This window comes from Pseudomonas sp. NPDC090203 (assembly GCF_044746765.1).
Lineage (GTDB): Bacteria > Pseudomonadota > Gammaproteobacteria > Pseudomonadales > Pseudomonadaceae > Aquipseudomonas > Aquipseudomonas putida_AD.
The window spans coordinates 1-18,505 of sequence record NZ_JBIVCV010000004.1; the positions used below are offsets into that span (position 1 = coordinate 1).

Genomic DNA, 18,505 nt, shown 5'->3' on the forward strand with positions numbered 1-18,505 from the left:
CCGGGTGTGGGGGGGGGGGGGGGGGGTGCCCCCCCCCCCCCCCCCCCCCCCCCCCGGGGGGGGGGGGGGGGGGCCGCCCGCCCCCCCCCCCCCCCCCCGCCCCCCCCCCCCCCCCCCCCCCCCGGCCGGACTGCTACAGAGTGAATTGTTGCCGGATCAGAAATCCCAGCGGCTGGTAAGCATCAGGTTGCGCGGCTCGCCGTAGTAGCTGGTGTCGAAATTCCCCAGGCCGCTGAGGTAGCGCTTGTCCAGCACGTTGTTGGCGTTGACCGTGAAGCTCAGGTGCTCGTTGTACTGGTAGCGGCTCATCAGGTCGACCAGGCTGTAGCCGCCTTGCCTGATGCGGGTGTAGTCGCCTGCGGCGTTGCTGTAGATCTGACCGTAGAAGCCGCTCTGCCAGCTGATCCCGCCGCCGACCGTGACCTTGTCCAGCGCGCCGGGCAGGCGATAGCTGGTGAAGACCCGTGCCACGTGTTCCGGCTTGGTGGTAGTCAGCGGGTAGCCGAAGATGCGCTGATCGTCGGCGTCGCGGGTGCGGGCGTAGGTGTAGCCCGCCGACATATTCCAGCCCTCGAGGATTTCCCCGGCCAGCTCCAGTTCCACGCCCTTGGTGGTCGCGCCGTCGATGGCCTTGTAGATGCCTTCGTTGGTCACGGGGTTGGTGCCGATGGATTCGGCGACGTTGTCCTGTTCGATGCGGAACAGCGCAAGGCTGGCGTTGACCCGGCCATCCAGGTACGCCGCCTTGATCCCGGTTTCATAGGCGTTGCCTTCCATCGGCGCCAGGGTCGAGCCGTTGGCATCCTTGTAGACCTGCGGCTGGTAGATCGAGGTGTAGCTGGCGTACAGCGAGTAGGTGTCGTCCAGGTCATACACCACCCCGGCGTAGGGCGTGAACACCCCGTGTTCCTTGTAGCTGGCATGGGTGTCATCGATGCCGCTGCCGGGGTTGTAGCGGTAGTCCTCGTTGTATTTGAAGGTGCTCAGGCGTCCGCCCAGGATCAGCGACAGATCGTCGGTCGGGCGCAGGCGCGTGGCCAGGTACACACCGTTCTGGCTCTGGGTGCGTTCGTACTTGCCGTTCTTGGGGAAGTCCTGTTCGGCCAGGTGGCCGTCCCAGTTGAAGATGCTGCCTGGGACTTCGCTGAAGGCCGAGGTGTCGAAAGTGGCGCCGGTCTGGCGAGAGTGCGAGGCCATGACCCCGGCAACCAGTTCATGCTCGCGACCGCCCAGGGTGAAGGGGCCCGAGACGTTGATGTCGGCGGTGTTCTGCACCCGATGACCTTCCCAGCGACCCCAGTACAGAAACATCCCTTCGCCGGTGAGCGGGTCCGGGTTGCCGCCGCTGGCCGATGCCAGGCGGGTGTCGTGGTCGGTGGTTTTCTGGTCCAGGCTGAGCTTGAGTTTCCAGTCGTTGGCCAGCGTCTGTTCAAGGTTGGCGAAGTAGGCCAGCGAGTCGAAGTCGCGACGGCTCCAGTCGGCGCCGGGGTTGAAGCTGCGGGAGAAATTTGTTCGTGTGCCGTCGGCGTAGTACACCGGGTTGCCGGTCCAGGTCGAGCCACGCGGCGTCACGCTTTGTTGATCGATGCCAAAGGTGAGGGTGGTGTCGGGCGTCAGGTCGGCTTCGAGTACGCCGTAGAACAGGTCTTTCTTCTGCGAGTAGTGGTCCTGGTAGGAGTGGCGGTCCTGGTAGGCACCCACGACTCGGCCGCGCACGCTGCCGCTGTCGTTGAGCGATCCGGATACATCGGCCTCGGTGCGGTAGGCATCCCAGGAACCGACGCTGCCGCTGACCGAGGCCTTGAAGTCGCGGGTGGGTTTCTTGCGCACCAGGTTGACCGTTGCCGAGGGATCGCCCGAACCGGTCATCAACCCTGTGGCACCCTTGATGACCTCCACGCGGTCGATGGTCGCCATGTCCACGTGGGTGGTGCCTTCGTCGTACACCCCGTCATAGATGGTGTTGACGCCGTCGTACTGGTAGTTGGTGATGGCAAACCCCCGCGCCGAATATTCCATGCGCTCGCTGTCATAGGCCTGGCGAGAGATACCGGGGGTGTTGCGCAACACGTCGCCGATGTCCTGGGCGCCGTGGTCATCGATTTGCTGGCGAGTCACGACGGTCACCGATTGCGGCGTTTCGCGCAGGGTCAACGGCAGTTTGATGGCGGTGGTCGTCGCGCCGGTGGTGTAGGAGCCCGTGCCTTCGGTGGTCAGCCCCAGCGCCATGCCGGAGATGGAGGTGGCTTGCAGTTGCATGGCCGACGAATCGGCAGCCCGCTGGAAGCTGTAGCGTCCATCGGGCAAACGCACGGCGACGATCTGGCTGCCTTGCAGCAGCAACTGCAGGGCGCTTTCGGCGCTGTAGTCACCCTTGACCGGGTGGCTCATGCGGCCTGCGACCACGTCCTCCGGAAACGACAGCAACAGCCGCGCCTGCTGGCCGAACTGATTGAGCGCGCTGGCCAGCGGCGCTGCCGGAATGTCGTAGTGGCTGATGCTGCTGTCTTCGGCCAGCGCCCAGCCCGGCAGGGTAATGGTGGCCATCGCCGCACAGACCTGAGCGATGCCGCTGATTGCCGAGAGGGAGGAGGGAGCCAGAAGCGATGAAGTGTGGCGCGAGTGCATGGGTTGCCGTTTCCTTTCGAATGCTGATGTCTGGCCTATGAGTCTCGCCAGATTTCGAAACGGCTCATCGCGGGCGCACTTTATTTTCTAGGCGGTGCGTTCGGGCCGGCGCAGCTTCACCCACAGCCGGGTAAAACGCTGTACCTCAAGCTTGAGGGTGTCGGCCACCGCGTCGATGACCTGATCGCTGTCGGCCAGAGGATAGGTGCCCCAGACGCGCAATCGGGCCAGGGCCGGGTCGCAACTCAGGTGGCCGTAGCGATACCGCCCCAGGTCTTGCAGAAACGCTTCCAGCGGCTGGCCGTGGGCGACGATCATGCCCTCGGCCCATGGCGCCGAGCGTTGTTCAAGCGGGTGGCGCTCAAGCAGTGCATGGGGTGAGAAGCGTGCCTGCTGGCCCTGATCGAGCAGGGTGGTGTCCCGGCCCTGGCCGGTGCTGACCTGCAGCGACCCTTTGTAGACCGACAGCAATGTGCTGCCGTTGTCGAACAGCCGGGTGCTGAACTGAGCGGTCGTCGCCTTCGCCTCGATGCCGGCCATGCGCATCAGCAGCCCGGCGGTGGCACGGGTTTCGATCAGCACTTCCCCGCGCAGCAGGTCTATCTGCCACTGGTTGTTGCGCTGCTGCACGTCGATGGCGGTGCGGGTGTTGAGGGCAAGCTCGATTTCACTGCTCAACGACACTTTGCGCTGTTCGCCGACACCGGTGCTGTAGTCCGCCGTGAAGCGCTGGGCCAGGCTCGTGTCCCGCGCCGTCCAGGCCGTGGCCCCGGCGGCCAGCAACAGTCCCAGACCCTTGATCGCTCGGCGTCGGCTGATGCCTGAGCGCTCCGGCGAGAGCAAGGCGCGCTTGGCCAGCCCTGAGTCACCCGCCTGACGGAACGCCTGCATCTGCCCGGCCAAGGCCTCAGCCCGCTGCCAGGCGATGTCGTGAAGACGGGTTTCATTGCGCCAACGGTGGAACGCCGCCACTGTTCGTGGATCGACGTCCAGTGAGTTGATTTCCAGCCACCACTCCATGGCTTTTTCGCACACCTCCAGGGGCAGCGTTTCCTGGGTCATGACCAGGCTGGCTCTGAGCAGGCCGATGCAGGCGAGGCAATCATCAGGCAACGCGCCCCGGCCTTCACGATGTGCCGCTTGACCGTGGCAATCGAGATGTCCAGACGCTCGGCGATTTCACCGTGGCTCAGGCCGTCCAGTTGCGACCAGAGAAACGCCTGGCGAACTGGAACGTCCAGCTGCGACAGGGCTTCGTCCAGTTGCACCAGGGTTTCGAACAGGATCAGTTGCGTGGCCAGGTCCGGCACCAGCGCTTGCGGGTCGTCTTGCAGGGTTTGCAGATACGCCTTCTCCAGCCGGGCCCGACGGTAGTGATTGGACAGCACGCTGCGCGCGACCTTGGCCAGGAACGGCCGAGGCTCGCGGACTTCCAGCACGTCCTCTGTCAGCAGCAGGCGCATGAACGTGTCCTGCATCAGGTCGGCAGCGCGCTGCGAGCAGTCCAACTGACGGAACAGCCAACTGCGCAGCCAGCGATGCTGCTGCTCGTAGAGGGCGGTGAGTTGTGCGGAATTGGGCGAGGCCATGGAGGCGGGTACACAAATGACGGTAAATGAGATTCGATATCATATGCGAGTTGCTTTCGTCACGGCAAATGCTGACGACCCGACCGTACCCGCTATACAGTGCAAGGCATGCAAACCTTAGGGGTACAGCAATGCCCAGAACCACCGATCGATTGTTCCTGCGAGCGCCGACCCAGGACGATGTGGCCAGCCTGTTCGCGATCTACGGCGATCCGGCGACCAACCGCTTCAACCCGTCAGGACCGCTCACGCGCATCGAACAGGCGCAGTCGCTGCTCGATGGCTGGTTGGCGCACTGGCAGGCCAAGGGGTACGGGCAATGGGCAATCTCCACCCGCGAGTCGCCCCTTGAGGTGATCGGCTTTGGCGGCATCGACGCGCGCAAATACCTGGAGGTCGAGCGGCTGAACCTAGGTTACCGCTTCGCGGTGCAGGCCTGGGGGCAGGGCTTTGCAACCGAACTGAGCCAGGCGGCGCTTGATTACGGCTTCATCGAACTTCAAGTGCCCGAGATCTATGCCGTGGTCCGACCCGCCCACGAAGCCTCGATCCGCGTGCTGGAGAAAGTCGGCATGCAACGCATCGACACCCTGGACGACGTACCGGGGCAGGCGGCCAGCCTGGTGTATCGCGCACGACCATAGGCATGCGGGGTTCCATGGTTTTCGGCGTTCACACAACCGTAGGAGCGCGCTTGCCCGCGACTGCGGTGTGTCTGCCCACTATTTGTGTCTGACACACCGCGGTCGCGGGCAAGCGCGCTCCTACAGATGCACCCCCCACCCGTAGCAGTCCGGCTTGCCGGCGTCGGCGATCTCAAGGACGCTCCCGCCGGCAAGCCGTGCTGCTACGGGGTTTGTGTCTTCTTACCTCCCGCACGTCGCGGTCAGGCTGCGGCTCTTTCCGGCAATTTCGCAATCACCTTGATCTCGAAATCATACCCATACAACCAGGTCACCCCCACAGCCGTCACCGTCGGATAAGGCGCCTGGCCCCAGAACTCCTGAACCACCCCCCAGATCTCCTCGAAGCGCACCTGTGGATCGACCATGAACACCGTCACATCGATAACATCATCAAAGGTACAACCCGCCTCGTGCAGAATCGCATTCAGATTGTCGAACGCCCGGCGCACCTGAGCCTTGAGTTCGGGCTCCGGCGAGCCATCTTCACGGCTGCCGACCTGCCCGGAAACGAACAACAGCCCATTGGATCTGATCGCCGGCGAATAGCGATTGCGTTCGTAAAGCGCCTGGCGGCCAGGCGGGAAAACAACGTCGCGAACAGTCATGTGAAGCCTCCATCAAGGGATCGAATAAAAACGATGGAGCCACTCTAAAGGCCTTGCGCCGGACGGATAAACGAGCAACCTTGTTCAGCACTGTTTGCGTTTTCCAAACAATCATTGGCAAACAATCCCCTTCAATTTCGGAGTCGTCATGGACCGTTTCGACGCGATGCAGGCCTTCGTCCGGGTGGTTGAAACCGGCAGCTTCACCAAGGCCGCGACCACGCTGCACATGAGCAAGACCAGCGTCACCCAGTTGATCCAGCAACTGGAAGCGCGCCTGCGGGTCAGACTGCTCAACCGCACCACGCGCAAGGTCAACGTTACCGCCGACGGCGCGGCCTATTACGAGCGCGCAGTGCGGGTGCTGGCAGATATGGACGACGCCGAAACCAGCCTCTCCAGCGCCTCCGTCGTGCCGCGTGGGCGCCTGCGGGTGGACGTGCCCAGTCCGTTTGCGCGAACCATACTGATCCCTGGCCTCCCGGATTTTCACGCCCGCTACCCCGATATCCAGATCGATCTGGGCGTGAGCGATCGCCGGGTCGACCTGATCGGGGAGAACGTCGATTGCGTGGTGCGCGGCGGCGAACTGACCGATCAATCGCTGATGGCCCGCCGCATCGGCGACCTGCAACTGGGTGTCTACGCCTCGCCGGATTACCTGCAAAGGGCTGGAACGCCGGCGCATCCCCGTGCTCTGGAAAACTCCCATCACCGCATCGTCGGCTACCGCTGGGCACGCACCGGCAAGCTGTTCCCGATGGCCATGCAGCGCGACGACGAAACCCTGCAGGTGCAGGGCCGCCCGGTGCTGACGGTCGACGACGGCAACGCCTACATCACTGCGGGCATAGCCGGCATGGGCGTGCTCTGGCTGCCCAGGTACATGGCGACCGAGGCCCTTGAGCGCGGCGAACTGGTGCGGCTCTTCGAGGACTGGCAACTGGACGTGATGCCGATGTTCCTGGCGTACCCGCCCAACCGCCACATCAGCCTCAAGTTGCGGGTGTTCATCGACTGGGTGGTGGAGTTGATGGAACGCCACGAGTCAGTCATCACCAAGCCTTCGTGAGCCGTCCTAAGCCTCTGGATCAGGCTTTACAAGCATCCCTCGCGAACGTCGGAAAATGTGAAAAAATTGTAAACAGGTGATAACAATTTGCAATTACATCTGGTAATGTCCGCGCCTGCTAATGAGTCGCATTGCCAGGGAGGCAGCCATCATCCTCCTTAAGTTCGCGCAGGTGATTCGCTCCATGATGTTCCCGTCACGTCCTACGTTGCTCGCAATATGCTGTTCCCTGAGCGTTGCCGCTCACGCCGCCGATACCCTCGAACTCGGCGCCACCGACGTCAACGCAGACGCCATCAAGACCAACTCCAACACGCTGCCCGAAGCCTTCGCCGGCGGTCAGGTGGCCCGTGGCGGGCAGATGGGCGTGCTGGGCAACCAGGACAACATGAACGTACCGTTCACCATGACCAGCTACACCTCCAAGCTGATCGAGGACCAGCAGGCCGAAGACGTGGGCGACGTACTGCTCAACGACCCATCGGTGCGCCAGTCCTACGGCTTCGGCAACCAGTCCCAGGTATTCGTGATTCGCGGCCTGCCGCTCAGCGGCGACGACATTTCCTACAACGGCCTGTACGGCGTGTTGCCGCGCCAGATCCTCTCCACCGATGCCGTGGAGCGCGTGGAAGTGTTCAAGGGACCGAACGCTTTCATCAACGGCGTCAGCCCCACCGGCAGCGGTCTTGGCGGCGGCGTGAACCTGCAGCCCAAGCGCGCGGGCGATACGCCGATTCGGCGGTACACCCAGGACATCACCACCGATGGCCGCATCGGCGAGCACCTGGACCTGGGGCAGCGCTTCGGTGAAGACAATCGCTTCGGCGCGCGGCTCAACCTCAGCCAGCGCGAAGGCGAGACGGCCATCCATGACGAAGACCAGCGCACCAAGCTGTTCGTCGCGGGTCTGGATTACCGTGGCGACAACTTCCGCGTGTCCACCGACTTCGGCTACCAGAAGCAGCGCATCAACGGCCTGCGCAACACCGTGCAACTGGGCACGGCTACAGAGATCCCGACCGCGCCCCATGCCGGCCACAACTACGGCCAGGACTGGACCTACACCGAGACCGAAGACACCTTCGGCATGATGCGCGGTGACTGGGACCTCTCCGACAGCTGGACGGCCTACCTCGCCGGTGGCGCCAAGCACACTCGGGAAACCGGCGTCTACGGCACGCCGACGCTGGTGGGCAATAGCGGCCTGGCGACTGTCAGCGGCTCGGAGATTCCTCACAATGAAGACAACACTACCTTTGCCGCAGGATTGAACGGGCGTTTTGAGACTGGCCCGGTCAGCCACCAGATCGCGATCGGTGCGTCGACTATCTGGACCCAGCAGGAAAACGCATACACTTTTTACAGGCCAACCACTGGCAATACAAATATCTACCACACACCGTCGCTGCCCAAACCTACTGATGCCTACCTGACTGGCGGCGACATGGGTGATCCAGGTGTCACCGGCAAAACCCGCAACCGCAGCCTGGCGGTGTCCGACACGTTCGGCTTGTTCGACGACACCCTGCTGCTGACCTACGGCGTTCGCCGCCAGCAGTTGCGCGTGGAGAACTATCTGTACGATGGCAGCACCTTCAACGGCACAGCCAACCCGGCGAACGACGGTAGCCGGAAATCGCTATACGACGAATCCATCACCACGCCGGTGTACGGCATCGTCTACAAACCGACCGACACTGTCTCGCTCTACGCCAACCGCATCGAGGGCCTGGCCCAGGGGCCGGTGGCGTCCGGTACCAACATCACCAACCTGGGCGAAGCCTTCCCGCCGGGCCGCACCAAACAGCTGGAAGCCGGCATCAAGCTGGACATGCAGACCTTCGGTGCCAACCTGGGCGTGTTCCGCATCGAAAAACCTACCGATGGTTACGTCGACGCCACCCGCGCCCTGTACGTACGGGACGGCGAGCAGGTCAACAAAGGCATCGAGCTGAGCGTGTTCGGCGAGCCGGTCGAAGGCCTGCGCCTGATGGCGGGCGGCACCCGCATGACGTCGGAACTGAAAAAGACCGCGGGCGGCACCAACGACGGCAACCATGCCATCGGCGTACCAAACTTCCAGCTCAACGCCAGTGTCGACTGGGACATTCCGGGGCTTGAAGGCGCAGCACTCAGCGCACGCATGCTGCGCACTGGCGGCCAGTACGCCGATCAGGCCAACAACCTCAGCCTGCCGACGTGGAACCGCTTCGATGCAGGTGCCCGGTACAAGTTCAAGGTCGACCAGAAGGACCTGACCCTGCGCGTGAACGTGGAAAACATTACCGACAAGAACTACTGGGCATCGGCCAATGGCGGCTACCTGAGCCAGGGCGACCCGCGCCTGGTGAAGTTCTCCGGCACCATCGATTTCTGATCCCGCCCCATCACCTGCAGGCCGTCGGCCTGCAGGTGTCTTGCTGTGTTACCCGAATACTTCGCGGTTAGCCTCGACGAATGCTCGTACCGTTTGCGGCGCCTTGCCTGTGACGCGCTCGATGGGGCTTTCTTCACCATCGGCCCCGGCAAAGATACCGTTCTGGTAATCCACCGCCACCTCCAGAAAATGCTGGATCAGGAACGCCGGCAGGCCATAGGACTCAAGGTTTTCGCGATACTGCTCAAGTGTCGACGGGGTATAGGTGATGGTGCGGCCCAGCACTGCGCTGAGTTCCTCGGCGATCTGCTTGTAATCCATTTCCACCGGCCCGAACAGCGGGTAAGTCTTGCCGATGTGCGGTTGCGGATCGCTCAGCACGGCGGCAATCAGCCGGGCCTGGTCTTCAGCGGCAATCGGCGCGTGGCGACCGGCGCCGTAGGGCAGGGTGATGCGGTTGTCCTTGACGATGTGATCGCTCACCCACGGGAAGGTCAGCCACTCGCTGAAGAAGGTCGGGCGAATGTGCACGGTCGGCACGCCGGACCAGTCCAGCACCCGCTCGGCGATCCAGTGGTCGCGGGCGGCATGGCTTTTCGAGTCTTCGCGGGCGGAGATTTGCGACATTTCGATCACCACTTCCACACCGGCGCGGCGTGCAGCGTCGGCAAAATAGGCGGTGGCCTGGATGTAGCCGGGGCTCACCGGGAAACACAGGTAGGCGCCGTTTACGCCCTGCATAGCCTGGATGACATCGTCGTGTTGGAGCAGGTCACCGACGAAGATTTCCGCACCCAGTTCGCGCAGTGCCGCGCTGCGCGCGTCTTCCTTGTGGACGAAGGCGCGCACGGCATGCCCGGCGTCGAGCAGGTGGCGAACGGTGTGGACACCGGTTTTGCCGGTGGCGGCGGTAATGAGGTATTTGCGCTGCATGAGTGAATCTCCAGTAAGCGGGCGAGAAGAGGCGTGAGTCATCGGTCAGCTGTCGAAGGGGGCGTTGTCGATCAGGTCGCAGACATTGGGGCAGTCGAAGCCGTGGATGTGCCGGCGAGCGACGTCGCCAAGGCCGGTACCGATGGCCGTGTGCGGCTTCTTGCGCGCCACCTCGGCCACGGCCTGGGTGAACGCTGCCTTCATGCCCAGGCGTGGGTACAGGGCCAGGGTGTCGTCGATCAGCGAGGGGGTGATTTCGTCGATGAACAGGCCCATGACGTCCACGTGGGCACCCATGAAAATCAGGGCGATTTCCGCCTGCTTGCGATCGGCAATGCCGGCACTGGAGTGCAGGGCGATGGCGTCCCAGACCAGTTGCGCCTTGGCGTCGGCATAGCCGTTGTCGAGCAGGAAGCGGCTGGCGGCGTCGGCGCCATCGACTTCGAAGCGCTGGTCGGCGGCAAACGCCTCGGTCAGCCCCAGGTCGTGCATCAGCGCGGCAAGGTAGACCACTTCGCGGTCATATCTGAACCCGCGTTTCTGGCCGAGAAAATCAGCGAACCACCAGGTGCGATGCACGTGATTGAGCAACGCAGGTGAGTGAACGCGCTGGACCAGTGACGCAGCCTTGCGGGTCAGTTCCGAATCCGGGGCCTTGAGGCCGCCGAGGGTGATGAGAGTGCTCATGGCAAGATTCCGGTGAGAGGAGATGTCTCCAATCTAAGGACTTGCCGTTGTCATAATTGACTATTTTCAGTCGATTAGTGACAAGATGCGTTTTCCATCCTCCCCGGAGCCGACCATGAACACGCCAACCCGCACGCGCCGCGCGAGCCATCCGCAAAGAAGGGTGGTGATCCTGGGCCTGCCGCCGGTGGACGCACTGGATGTGATCGGCCCGGCAGAGGTGTTCGCCGTCGCCAACCGGTCAAGTGACGGTGCTGAGCCCTATCGCCTTGAGCTCATCTCTGCCTCGGCCGAAGTCCAGTTGCAAAGCGCCACCGGCATTGCGCTGATGGCCCACAAGACCCTCGCCCAGGAGCGGCTGGATGACCTGCCCATCGATACCCTGATCGTCGCCACCGGCTGGGACCCTGACAGGGTGCTGGACCCCGAGGTGCTGGCCTGGATCGGGCAGCGCGCAGGCCAGATCCGCCGTGTGTGTTCGATCTGCGTGGCGGCCTTCGCGCTGGCCGGGGCAGGGTTGCTGGACGGGCGCCGCGCAACCACCCACTGGGGCGTTGCGCAGGCGCTGGCTGAGCGCTTCCCCAAGGTGCTGGTGGATGCCGATCCGATCTGGATCAAGGATGGCAACGTCTATACCTCGGCGGGGATCTCGGCGGGTGTCGATCTGGCGCTGGCACTGGTGAGCGAGGACCTGGGCGACCGCATCGCGCTGCAAATCGCCAGGCACCTGGTGCTGTTCCTGCGTCGTCCGGGCGGCCAGGCGCAGTTCAGCGCGACCCTGCAATCCCAGCACGCCACCGATTCGGCGCTCCAGGCATTGTGCTTGTGGATTGGTGAGCATCTGCAGACGGATATCACCGTCGAGCTTTTGGCCGACCGCATGTCCACCAGTGTCAGGACCTTGATCCGCATGTTCCAGCGGGACCTGAATACCACGCCGGCCAAGTACGTCGAGGACGTTCGACTGGAGGCGGCGCGCCGCGCGTTCGAGCTGGGTGAGCGCTCGGTGGAGGAGGTGGCACGGCGCTGTGGCTATGGCAGCGTCGATGTGTTGCGCAAGGTGTTCGTCCGCCGGCTGGGCGTGACACCTCGGGAGTACGCAATGCGTTTTGCGCCGGTCAGGTCTCAGGCCTGGGCTTAGCGGCTGCTATCGGCAGCCCCATATCCCTGTGGGAGCGGGCTAGCCCGCGAAGGCGTCGGTCCTGACATTGATGATCTCTGACCCACTGCCTTCGCGGGCAAGCCCGCTCCCACAGGTATCGGTTAACCCGCTCTTCGGCACACATACGCCTGGGTCTGGTACGGGAAGTCGATGCTGTCGCGGCCTCGCAGGGCCGGGTGGGTGTGGATCAGTTCGCGCAGTTGCTCGGTCACCAGTGCTTTGTCGGCGTCCGGCAAGGCGGCGATGAAACTCACTGACAGGAAGCGGTTCATGATGACCGTCTCGGCAGGCCCCGTATGGCTGTACGGCAGGCAGGTCACCTGTGGCTGCGAGAACAGTTTTCCATCGAACGGACGTCGCCACTCGCCAGTGTGAAAGCGCGGGGTATCGCCTTCATACGGGGTGATGATGCGCGTGATTTCGGCGACCCAGTCCACCGATTCATCGCGCACGTTCCACACCAGCCCCAGCCGCCCACCGGGTTTGAGTACTCGATGAATCTGCGCCAGGGCTGCGCTGTTGGCGAACCAGTGAAAGGCCTGGGCGCAGAGCACCGCGTCCACCGTGCCATCGGCCAGGGGAATGTCCTGTGCGGTGCCTTCCAGAACCTTGACGCCGGGCAGCGCCTGGGCAAATTCCAGGCGCATCGCCTCCACAGGCTCGATGCCGATCACTTCCTGGGCCAGTGGCACCAGCAGGCGGCTGAACTTGCCGGTGCCCGCTCCCAGATCGGCCACCACCGATTGCCCGTCGATGCCCAGGGTGTCGGTCAGCCAGTTGCTGATTTCCTGCGGATAGTCCGGGCGGCCCTGGCTGTAAGTCCCGGCCTGAGTCGAAAACCCCACTTGAGCGGCTTTGTGAACGAGCGTCATCGTCGGCGATCCTCCGTGCGGAAAAAATGGCCAGGGGATTATGCGCCAGATTCCCCCGAATCGAGCACCCGACCGCGCGTGGGATTGATCGCGAATTCGTCAACAGTCTTTGTCGAGTTGCCTGCTGTTTGAGGCCAGCGCAACTGCCTAGTATCGCTCTCAACGGAGCTGCAAACAGATCAAGTCAGAAGTAGCGCTCCCGCAAGTACCGACACTTCAGTCTCAACTTTCCAGCGATAAGGTGAATGAAATGAGCTTCTCGAAAATTGCCCTGTTCATGGTCATGGGCGGCATGTTCGCACCGGCATTTGCCGACGCCGCGCACACCGCTGAAACTGCCGAAAAACCTGCGGCTGAAACCTACACGTACCAGACCAGACTGGACATCAAGAAAGTCATCGAGATGACCGATATCTCCGATGCCTGCGGCGGCCCGCTGCCGGTGCGGATGACCTACGAGGACTCCCAGGGACAGCGTCACACCGTTGAATATCAGGTCATGGGTACCGGTTGCTCGAACGGTTGATCCAGGTGGGCACGATGGAGGGTCGACACTCCATACCCGCCACGACTCACTAAACAGTTCACTCAACGCTTTCTGCCAGACCCCGCCACTTTTTCATCGGCTGCCAGCCGATCGGGAATCGAACTTTTCAGAAACTCGACCCAGGTCTTTATCTTGGCATCGACGAACTTTCTCGACGGGTAGATCGCATAAAGATTCAACTCTTCCAGATGGTAATCCGGCAATACCCTGAGCAAAGTCCCCGCCTTCAATCCCTCCACGGCCGATGCAATCGGTTGTACGCCTATTCCCATTCCGTTCTTTATCGCGATGGTCATGCCGTCTGCGGTATTCAGGTGCAGTGGCGACACCGGCACGTTGACGTTCTGCACGCCCTGCGGCCCATCGAATGACCAGCATTCAGCCGGCATCACCGTGTTGACGATGCGCAGGCAGTCATGGGTGCCCAGTTCATCAGGCGTACCCGGCACGCCGCGCTTGCTCAGGTAAGCCGGCGAGGCACACAGGATGCTGTAGGTGATGCCCAGGCGTTGGGCCACGAAGCCTGAGTCGGGCAGGTCCCGGGCCAGTACGATGGACATGTCGTAGCCTTCTTCGAGCAAGTCGGGGACGCGGTTGGTCAGCGTCAGGTCGAACATCACCGTCGGGTGGATTTCCCGGTAGGCGGCAATCGCGTTGATCACGTAATGGTTGCCGATGGCTGACATGCTGTGGATCTTCAGCCGCCCCGAGGGTTTGACGTGGGCGGTGCCGGCTTCTTCATCGGCTTCGCGCAACTGATCGATGATCTGCTCGCAGCGTTGCAGGTAGCGGATGCCTGCTTCAGTGAGGGCCAGGCGGCGGGTGGTGCGGTTGATCAGGCGGGTTTGCAGACGCGCTTCAAGGCTTGAGACGGCTTTGGAAACGTTGGTCGTGGTGGTGTCGAGCAGCGCCGCTGCCGCAGTGAAGCTGCCGCTCTGGGCGACGGCGATGAAGCAACGCATGGTCTGGAAGGTGTCCATCGTTCTGGCCTTGGAAGGTGAGGGGCGATACGTGGAAGTCTGGGATGCCGGTAAATCTTAGCCTGCCCCGAACCCGTAGCAGCACGGCTTGCCGGCGGGGGCGATCTCAAGGCCGCCCCCGCCGGCAAGCCGTGCTGCTACGGGATTGATGGTGCGCCTGCCGGCGTGGCGTTATTGGGATTGACTCAACGGCTGGCGTTGCGCTTGTCGAACACGCCGACCGAGTTGCCGCCCAGCGCCACGAACAGGCGTACGGTGTCCAAATACTGGGAGGTTTTCACGCGGATCTGCCCCAGCAACGCCTGTTCATAGGCGCGTTCGGCTTCCAGCACTTGCAACACGCTGCTCTCGCCCTGGGCGTAGGCCTGTTGATTCAGACGCAGGCTGGTCTGGGCCGAGCGCAAGGCGTCGTCCTGAGCCTGGAACTGCTCGGCGTCATGGTTGATGGCCTGCAGCGTGTCGGCGACCTGGCCGAACGAGGTAATGACCGTCTGCTGGTACCCGGCGAGTGTCGCCTTGTAGCCGTCCACCGCTGCCTGACGCTCTGCCTCAAGGGTGCCGCCGCTGAAGATCGGCGCGGTCAGCCCGGCGGCCAACCCCCACAGCGCGGCACCGCCGTTGCCTGAGGCCGACTGCAGCAGCGCCGCCGATAGCTCGACGTGCGGATACAGGTTGGCAGTCGCCATACCGATGTCGGCGCTGGCCATGTGCAGTTGCGCTTCGGCCTGACGGATGTCCGGGCGGTTGTGTGCGGTTTCCGACGGCAGGCTGACAGGCACGCTGTCCGGCAGGGTCAGCTCGCTGAACGCGAACTCCGGCGCGCTCCAGTCGCCCGGGCCTTTGCCGGTCAGAATCGCCATGGCATGGCGCGCCGCATCACGCTGTTGGGCCAGCGGCGGCAGCAGGGTACGGTCCTGGGCCAGGCGGGTTTCGGCCAGCGACACGTCGATTTGCGTGGTGGTGCCACTGGCCTGGGCCATGCGTACCAGCTTGAGGTTTTTCTCGTCGTTGGCCAGCAGATCGTTGACAGCGGCCATCTGCGCGTTGGCGGACGCGATCAGGATCGCCTGGCTGGCGACATTGCCGGTCAAGGTCAGGTAGGCGGCCTCGAAGCGATGCTTCTGCAATTCGGCGAACGCAGCCTGTTTTTCCACCTGACGCTTGTTGCCGCCAAACACGTCCAGATCGAAGCTCACCCGCGGCCCGATGGCATAGAAATTATCGACCGAGGTCTGCGGCCCGTTGTGGGTCTTCTGCCTGCCACCCTGGGCGGCAACATCCACTTGTGGATACAACACGCCTTCTGCGGCGGCCACCGACGAGGCAGCCTGGCGAATCGTTGCATCGGCGGCCACCAGTTCAAGGTTGCCGTCGATGGCGCGGCGCACCACCTGGTCGAGTTTTGCCGACTTGAAGCTCGACCACCAGTCGCCGGTCACGGCCTTGCCTGGTTCGATGCGCTGGGTGGCATTGTTCGCAAGGCTGTTTTCGGCCTGTTGGTCGTAGTGCTGCGAGGTGCTCGGCTCAGGCTGCACGAAGTCGGGGCCGACGGTGCAGGCCGAGAGCAGCATGAACAGCGACAGGGTGCCGAAGCGGGTGTGGAAGGGTGGTCTGTTGGCGAAAAAGGTAGTGAAATTCATGGGGCACACTCCAGGCGAATCAATTGGCCGAACCGGGTTTGCGAAGAAAGACAACCAGCGGAAGTACCACCACCATGGCCAGCATCAGGATCTTGAACTGGTCAACCACGGCGATGAAGGCCGCCTGGCCGGTGAGCATTTCATTGAGGTGCGCGATGCCTTGCAGCGGCGTCGATGCTGTCAGCGAATGCAGGGTGGCGTTGGACGGCCGCAGATGACTGGCCAGCGCCACATGCATCGCTTGGGTGTTGTTGTAGAAATACGTCTGCACGATGGCGATGCCCAGCGTGCTGCCGTACACCCGCGACAGGTTGAAAAACCCTGTGCCTTCCGGGCGAAATTTCGGGTCAAGGGTGCTGAATGCCATCTTGCTGATGGCCGGCATCAGGATGCCCATGCCCACGCCCTGGATGAACCCGGCCAGGGCCACGGGCGTCCAGTCCATGAGCGGCGAATAGCCGAGCATCGAGCTATTGGCGTAGATCACGACCAGCATGCCGACCACGATCACCAGCCGGTTGTCGATGGACGCCGGAAGCCGGCTGGCCAAGAGGAACGCACCGACCAGGCCCACCCCGCGAGGAATGGTCATGTAGCCGGTCAGGATCGGCGGGTAACCGAGGATCTCGTCGAGCATCGGCGAGGTCAGCGCCAGGGTCGGCAACAACACGAAACCGAAGGCGAAGAACATGATGGTCGAGAGCACGTAGTTGCGATCGCGAAACAGATGCTTGCCGAGAAAGTGCGTCCTGGCCGTAAAGATGTGGGTCAGGAACAGGTAGAAGGCCAATGCCGACACCAGCGCTTCGATGCAGATTTCCCTCGATTCGAACCACTCCATGCGCTCACCCCGGTCGAGCAGGATTTGCAGGGCGATCACTGCGGTGGTGAAGGTCGCGTAGCCGAAGAAGTCGAACGCGGGCGTCGCGCCTGCCGGTTTGTTCTCAAGGCAGCAGGCAACCACCAGGCCGATCAGTGCGGCCAGCGGCATGCTCAGGTACGACAGCGCATGCCAGCCGTGATACTCGACCACCAGCCCGCCAATGGCGGGGCCGGTCACGATCCCCAGCAAGACCATGGCGCCGTAGGTCACGCCGAACTTGGGCCGGACCGCCGCAGGCAAGGTTTCCAGGGCAATGCCCATCGACAGCGGGGCAATGATCCCGGCGGCGATGCCCTGCACGATACGCGCGCCCATGTACTGCTCGGGGGTGATGGCGCAGGTCGCCAGCCACAGGCCGAAGACGAACAGCACCAGAGAGGCCTGATAAACAGTCTTCAAGCCAAAGCGTGCCGCCAGCCAGCCGGCAACCGGCATGCTGATGGCCGTGGCGGCCAGATAGGAGGTGAAGATCCAGCCTGCCTGGTCGTCGGTCATCGAGGTGCCGGCCTGAATGAAACGCAGCGCGGCGTTGGGCAGCGAGACGTTCATCGACTGGATGTAGGTGGCGAGCAGCGCCGCGTAGCGCAACGGGCGCGCCCCGGACAGCGCCGGCCAGGCCGCAGTGGCGGCGTTCATCGACTGGCACTCATGAAGGTCTTGAACGGCGTCCACCAGGCGGTGCTGACCCCGGTATCGACCCTGACCGTGGCGCTGATGCCCGAGTACAGCGGGTGTTCGGCGTCAGTCGCATCCAGCTCCAGCCGCACCGGTACACGCTGCACCACCTTGACCCAGTTGCCGGTGGCGTTTTCCGGCGGCAGCAGGGAGAAGTCCGAGCCGGCGCCAGGGCTCATGCTGACCACATGCGCCTTGAACACCTGCCCTGGGTAGGTATCGATGCTGATGTTGGCGGACTGGCCGACGCGCATGTGGGTGACTTCGGTTTCGCGGAAGTTGGCTTCCACCCAGATGTGCCTGTCCGACAGCAGGGCGAAGGTCGGCGCACCGTTGTTGACGAAGTTGCCGACCTGCAGGTCGTCGACCTTGGCCACGATGCCGTCTTCTGGAGCATAGACCGTGGCGTAGGACAGCCACAGCTTCGCTTCATCGAGTTGGGCGCGGGCTTCGCGAACACTGGGGTGGCTGTCGACCTCGACGTTGGCGTCGCCGTTCAGGGCCACGACGGTGTTGGCGATCTGTTGCTCGATGGAGACGACGCGCTGGCGGGACACCTTGAGGTCAGTTTCGGCGCGCTCGAAGACCGCCCGGGACACGAAGTCGGTAGCGACCAGAGCTTTCTTGCGGCTGAACTCTTTCTGGTCGAAATCCGCCTGTTCCCGCGCCGACTGCAATTCGGCCTGCTGCTGGCGATAGCTGGCCTTGAGGCTGTCGATGCGCAGGCGCGCCACGCTCAACTGGGCGTCGGCGCGGTTCACCGCGATCTGGAACGGCTCGGGATTGATGCGGTACAGCATCTGGCCCTTGCGCACCCACTGATTGTCTTCAACCGAGATCTCCACCACCTGGCCGGACACCCGGGCGTTGATCGCGGTCTTGGCGATCCGGGCGTAGGCGTTGTCGGTAGAAACGATGGTCGCCGTGGCACTGTAGTGGGCAATACCGACGACCGCCGCGATCAGCGGCACGCCGATCATCAGCCAGGGGCGCAGTCTTGCCTTCAACGGTTTCTGCGCCGGGGCAGCGGGGGTGGTCGCCGGCGAGGCAGCGCCCGGTTGCGCGGTGGCGGGGGTTGCTGTCGTGTCGAACTGTCTGGTCATGATCCAATTCACCTGTTAGCCGGGTAGCCGGGTACGTTCCAGCCGAGGCTGGAGGCCCTGATGTCA

At 63.3% G+C, this 18,505-nt stretch carries 16 protein-coding genes; 5 read left to right on the forward strand and 11 right to left on the reverse strand.

What is annotated here, in order from left to right:
- Positions 1–156: 156 nt before the first annotated feature.
- The 3 genes from ACIPO9_RS07865 to ACIPO9_RS07875 form a co-directional block, all read right to left on the reverse strand.
- A complete protein-coding gene (locus ACIPO9_RS07865) occupies positions 157–2,628 on the reverse strand; it encodes a TonB-dependent siderophore receptor (protein WP_400779878.1) in 2,472 nt (823 codons plus the stop codon).
- Between the two features lie 87 nt (positions 2,629–2,715).
- Complete coding sequence (locus tag ACIPO9_RS07870) at positions 2,716–3,690, reverse strand: FecR domain-containing protein (protein ID WP_400779880.1); 975 nt, start codon at positions 3,688–3,690, stop codon at positions 2,716–2,718.
- On the reverse strand, positions 3,687–4,217 hold the full coding sequence (locus tag ACIPO9_RS07875; protein ID WP_400779882.1) for a sigma-70 family RNA polymerase sigma factor: 531 nt from the start codon (positions 4,215–4,217) through the stop codon (positions 3,687–3,689). Before ACIPO9_RS07875 ends, ACIPO9_RS07870 begins: the two co-directional genes overlap by 4 nt.
- Before the next feature lie 131 nt (positions 4,218–4,348).
- Between ACIPO9_RS07875 and ACIPO9_RS07880 the strand changes: the two genes are divergently transcribed.
- Positions 4,349–4,861 (forward strand): GNAT family N-acetyltransferase, encoded by a 513-nt coding sequence (locus tag ACIPO9_RS07880; protein ID WP_400779884.1) that lies wholly within the window; start codon positions 4,349–4,351, stop codon positions 4,859–4,861.
- A gap of 242 nt (positions 4,862–5,103) precedes the next feature.
- Here the strand turns inward: ACIPO9_RS07880 and ACIPO9_RS07885 are convergent, their stop codons facing one another.
- A complete protein-coding gene (locus ACIPO9_RS07885) occupies positions 5,104–5,508 on the reverse strand; it encodes a RidA family protein (RefSeq protein ID WP_400779886.1) in 405 nt (134 codons plus the stop codon).
- A gap of 148 nt (positions 5,509–5,656) precedes the next feature.
- On the opposite strand from ACIPO9_RS07885, the gene ACIPO9_RS07890 reads away from it, so the two are divergent.
- Together ACIPO9_RS07890 and ACIPO9_RS07895 are read left to right on the forward strand one after the other, a co-directional pair.
- On the forward strand, positions 5,657–6,580 hold the full coding sequence (locus ACIPO9_RS07890) for a LysR substrate-binding domain-containing protein (RefSeq protein WP_400779888.1): 924 nt from the start codon (positions 5,657–5,659) through the stop codon (positions 6,578–6,580).
- Positions 6,581–6,764: 184 nt separating this feature from the next.
- The gene (locus ACIPO9_RS07895; RefSeq protein ID WP_400779890.1) at positions 6,765–8,957 is read left to right on the forward strand and encodes a TonB-dependent receptor; all 2,193 of its coding nucleotides are present in this window, start codon (positions 6,765–6,767) and stop codon (positions 8,955–8,957) included.
- Positions 8,958–9,005: 48 nt separating this feature from the next.
- Here ACIPO9_RS07895 and ACIPO9_RS07900 read toward each other — a convergent pair whose 3' ends face one another.
- Together ACIPO9_RS07900 and ACIPO9_RS07905 are read right to left on the reverse strand one after the other, a co-directional pair.
- Entirely contained in the window at positions 9,006–9,890 is an 885-nt protein-coding gene (locus ACIPO9_RS07900) for an NmrA family NAD(P)-binding protein (RefSeq protein ID WP_400779891.1), read from the reverse strand.
- A gap of 45 nt (positions 9,891–9,935) precedes the next feature.
- Positions 9,936–10,577, reverse strand: coding sequence for an HD domain-containing protein (locus ACIPO9_RS07905; protein ID WP_400779893.1), 642 nt, complete (start codon positions 10,575–10,577; stop codon positions 9,936–9,938).
- A 115-nt stretch (positions 10,578–10,692) separates the two neighbouring features.
- Between ACIPO9_RS07905 and ACIPO9_RS07910 the strand changes: the two genes are divergently transcribed.
- On the forward strand, positions 10,693–11,718 hold the full coding sequence (locus ACIPO9_RS07910) for a GlxA family transcriptional regulator (protein WP_400608502.1): 1,026 nt from the start codon (positions 10,693–10,695) through the stop codon (positions 11,716–11,718).
- 122 nt (positions 11,719–11,840) lie between these two features.
- On the opposite strand, the gene ACIPO9_RS07915 is transcribed toward ACIPO9_RS07910, so the two are convergent.
- Positions 11,841–12,611 (reverse strand): class I SAM-dependent methyltransferase, encoded by a 771-nt coding sequence (locus tag ACIPO9_RS07915; protein ID WP_400779895.1) that lies wholly within the window; start codon positions 12,609–12,611, stop codon positions 11,841–11,843.
- 250 nt (positions 12,612–12,861) lie between these two features.
- Here ACIPO9_RS07915 and ACIPO9_RS07920 point away from each other — a divergent pair, with 250 nt between their 5' ends.
- Positions 12,862–13,137 (forward strand): DUF2790 domain-containing protein, encoded by a 276-nt coding sequence (locus tag ACIPO9_RS07920; RefSeq protein WP_400779897.1) that lies wholly within the window; start codon positions 12,862–12,864, stop codon positions 13,135–13,137.
- A gap of 62 nt (positions 13,138–13,199) precedes the next feature.
- Here the strand turns inward: ACIPO9_RS07920 and ACIPO9_RS07925 are convergent, their stop codons facing one another.
- The 4 genes from ACIPO9_RS07925 to ACIPO9_RS07940 all read right to left on the reverse strand — a co-directional run bounded on the left by ACIPO9_RS07925 (position 13,200) and on the right by ACIPO9_RS07940 (position 18,439).
- Complete coding sequence (locus ACIPO9_RS07925; RefSeq protein ID WP_400608499.1) at positions 13,200–14,138, reverse strand: LysR family transcriptional regulator; 939 nt, start codon at positions 14,136–14,138, stop codon at positions 13,200–13,202.
- Between the two features lie 185 nt (positions 14,139–14,323).
- Positions 14,324–15,778 carry an efflux transporter outer membrane subunit gene (locus ACIPO9_RS07930; protein ID WP_400779899.1) on the reverse strand — a complete coding sequence of 485 codons (1,455 nt, stop codon included), beginning with the start codon at positions 15,776–15,778 and terminating at the stop codon, positions 14,324–14,326.
- A gap of 19 nt (positions 15,779–15,797) precedes the next feature.
- Complete coding sequence (locus ACIPO9_RS07935; protein WP_400779901.1) at positions 15,798–17,297, reverse strand: MFS transporter; 1,500 nt, start codon at positions 17,295–17,297, stop codon at positions 15,798–15,800.
- Positions 17,294–18,439, reverse strand: a complete 1,146-nt coding sequence (locus tag ACIPO9_RS07940; RefSeq protein WP_400779903.1) for an HlyD family secretion protein — start codon at positions 18,437–18,439, stop codon at positions 17,294–17,296. Before ACIPO9_RS07940 ends, ACIPO9_RS07935 begins: the two co-directional genes overlap by 4 nt.
- Between the last annotated feature and the right edge of the window lie 66 nt (positions 18,440–18,505).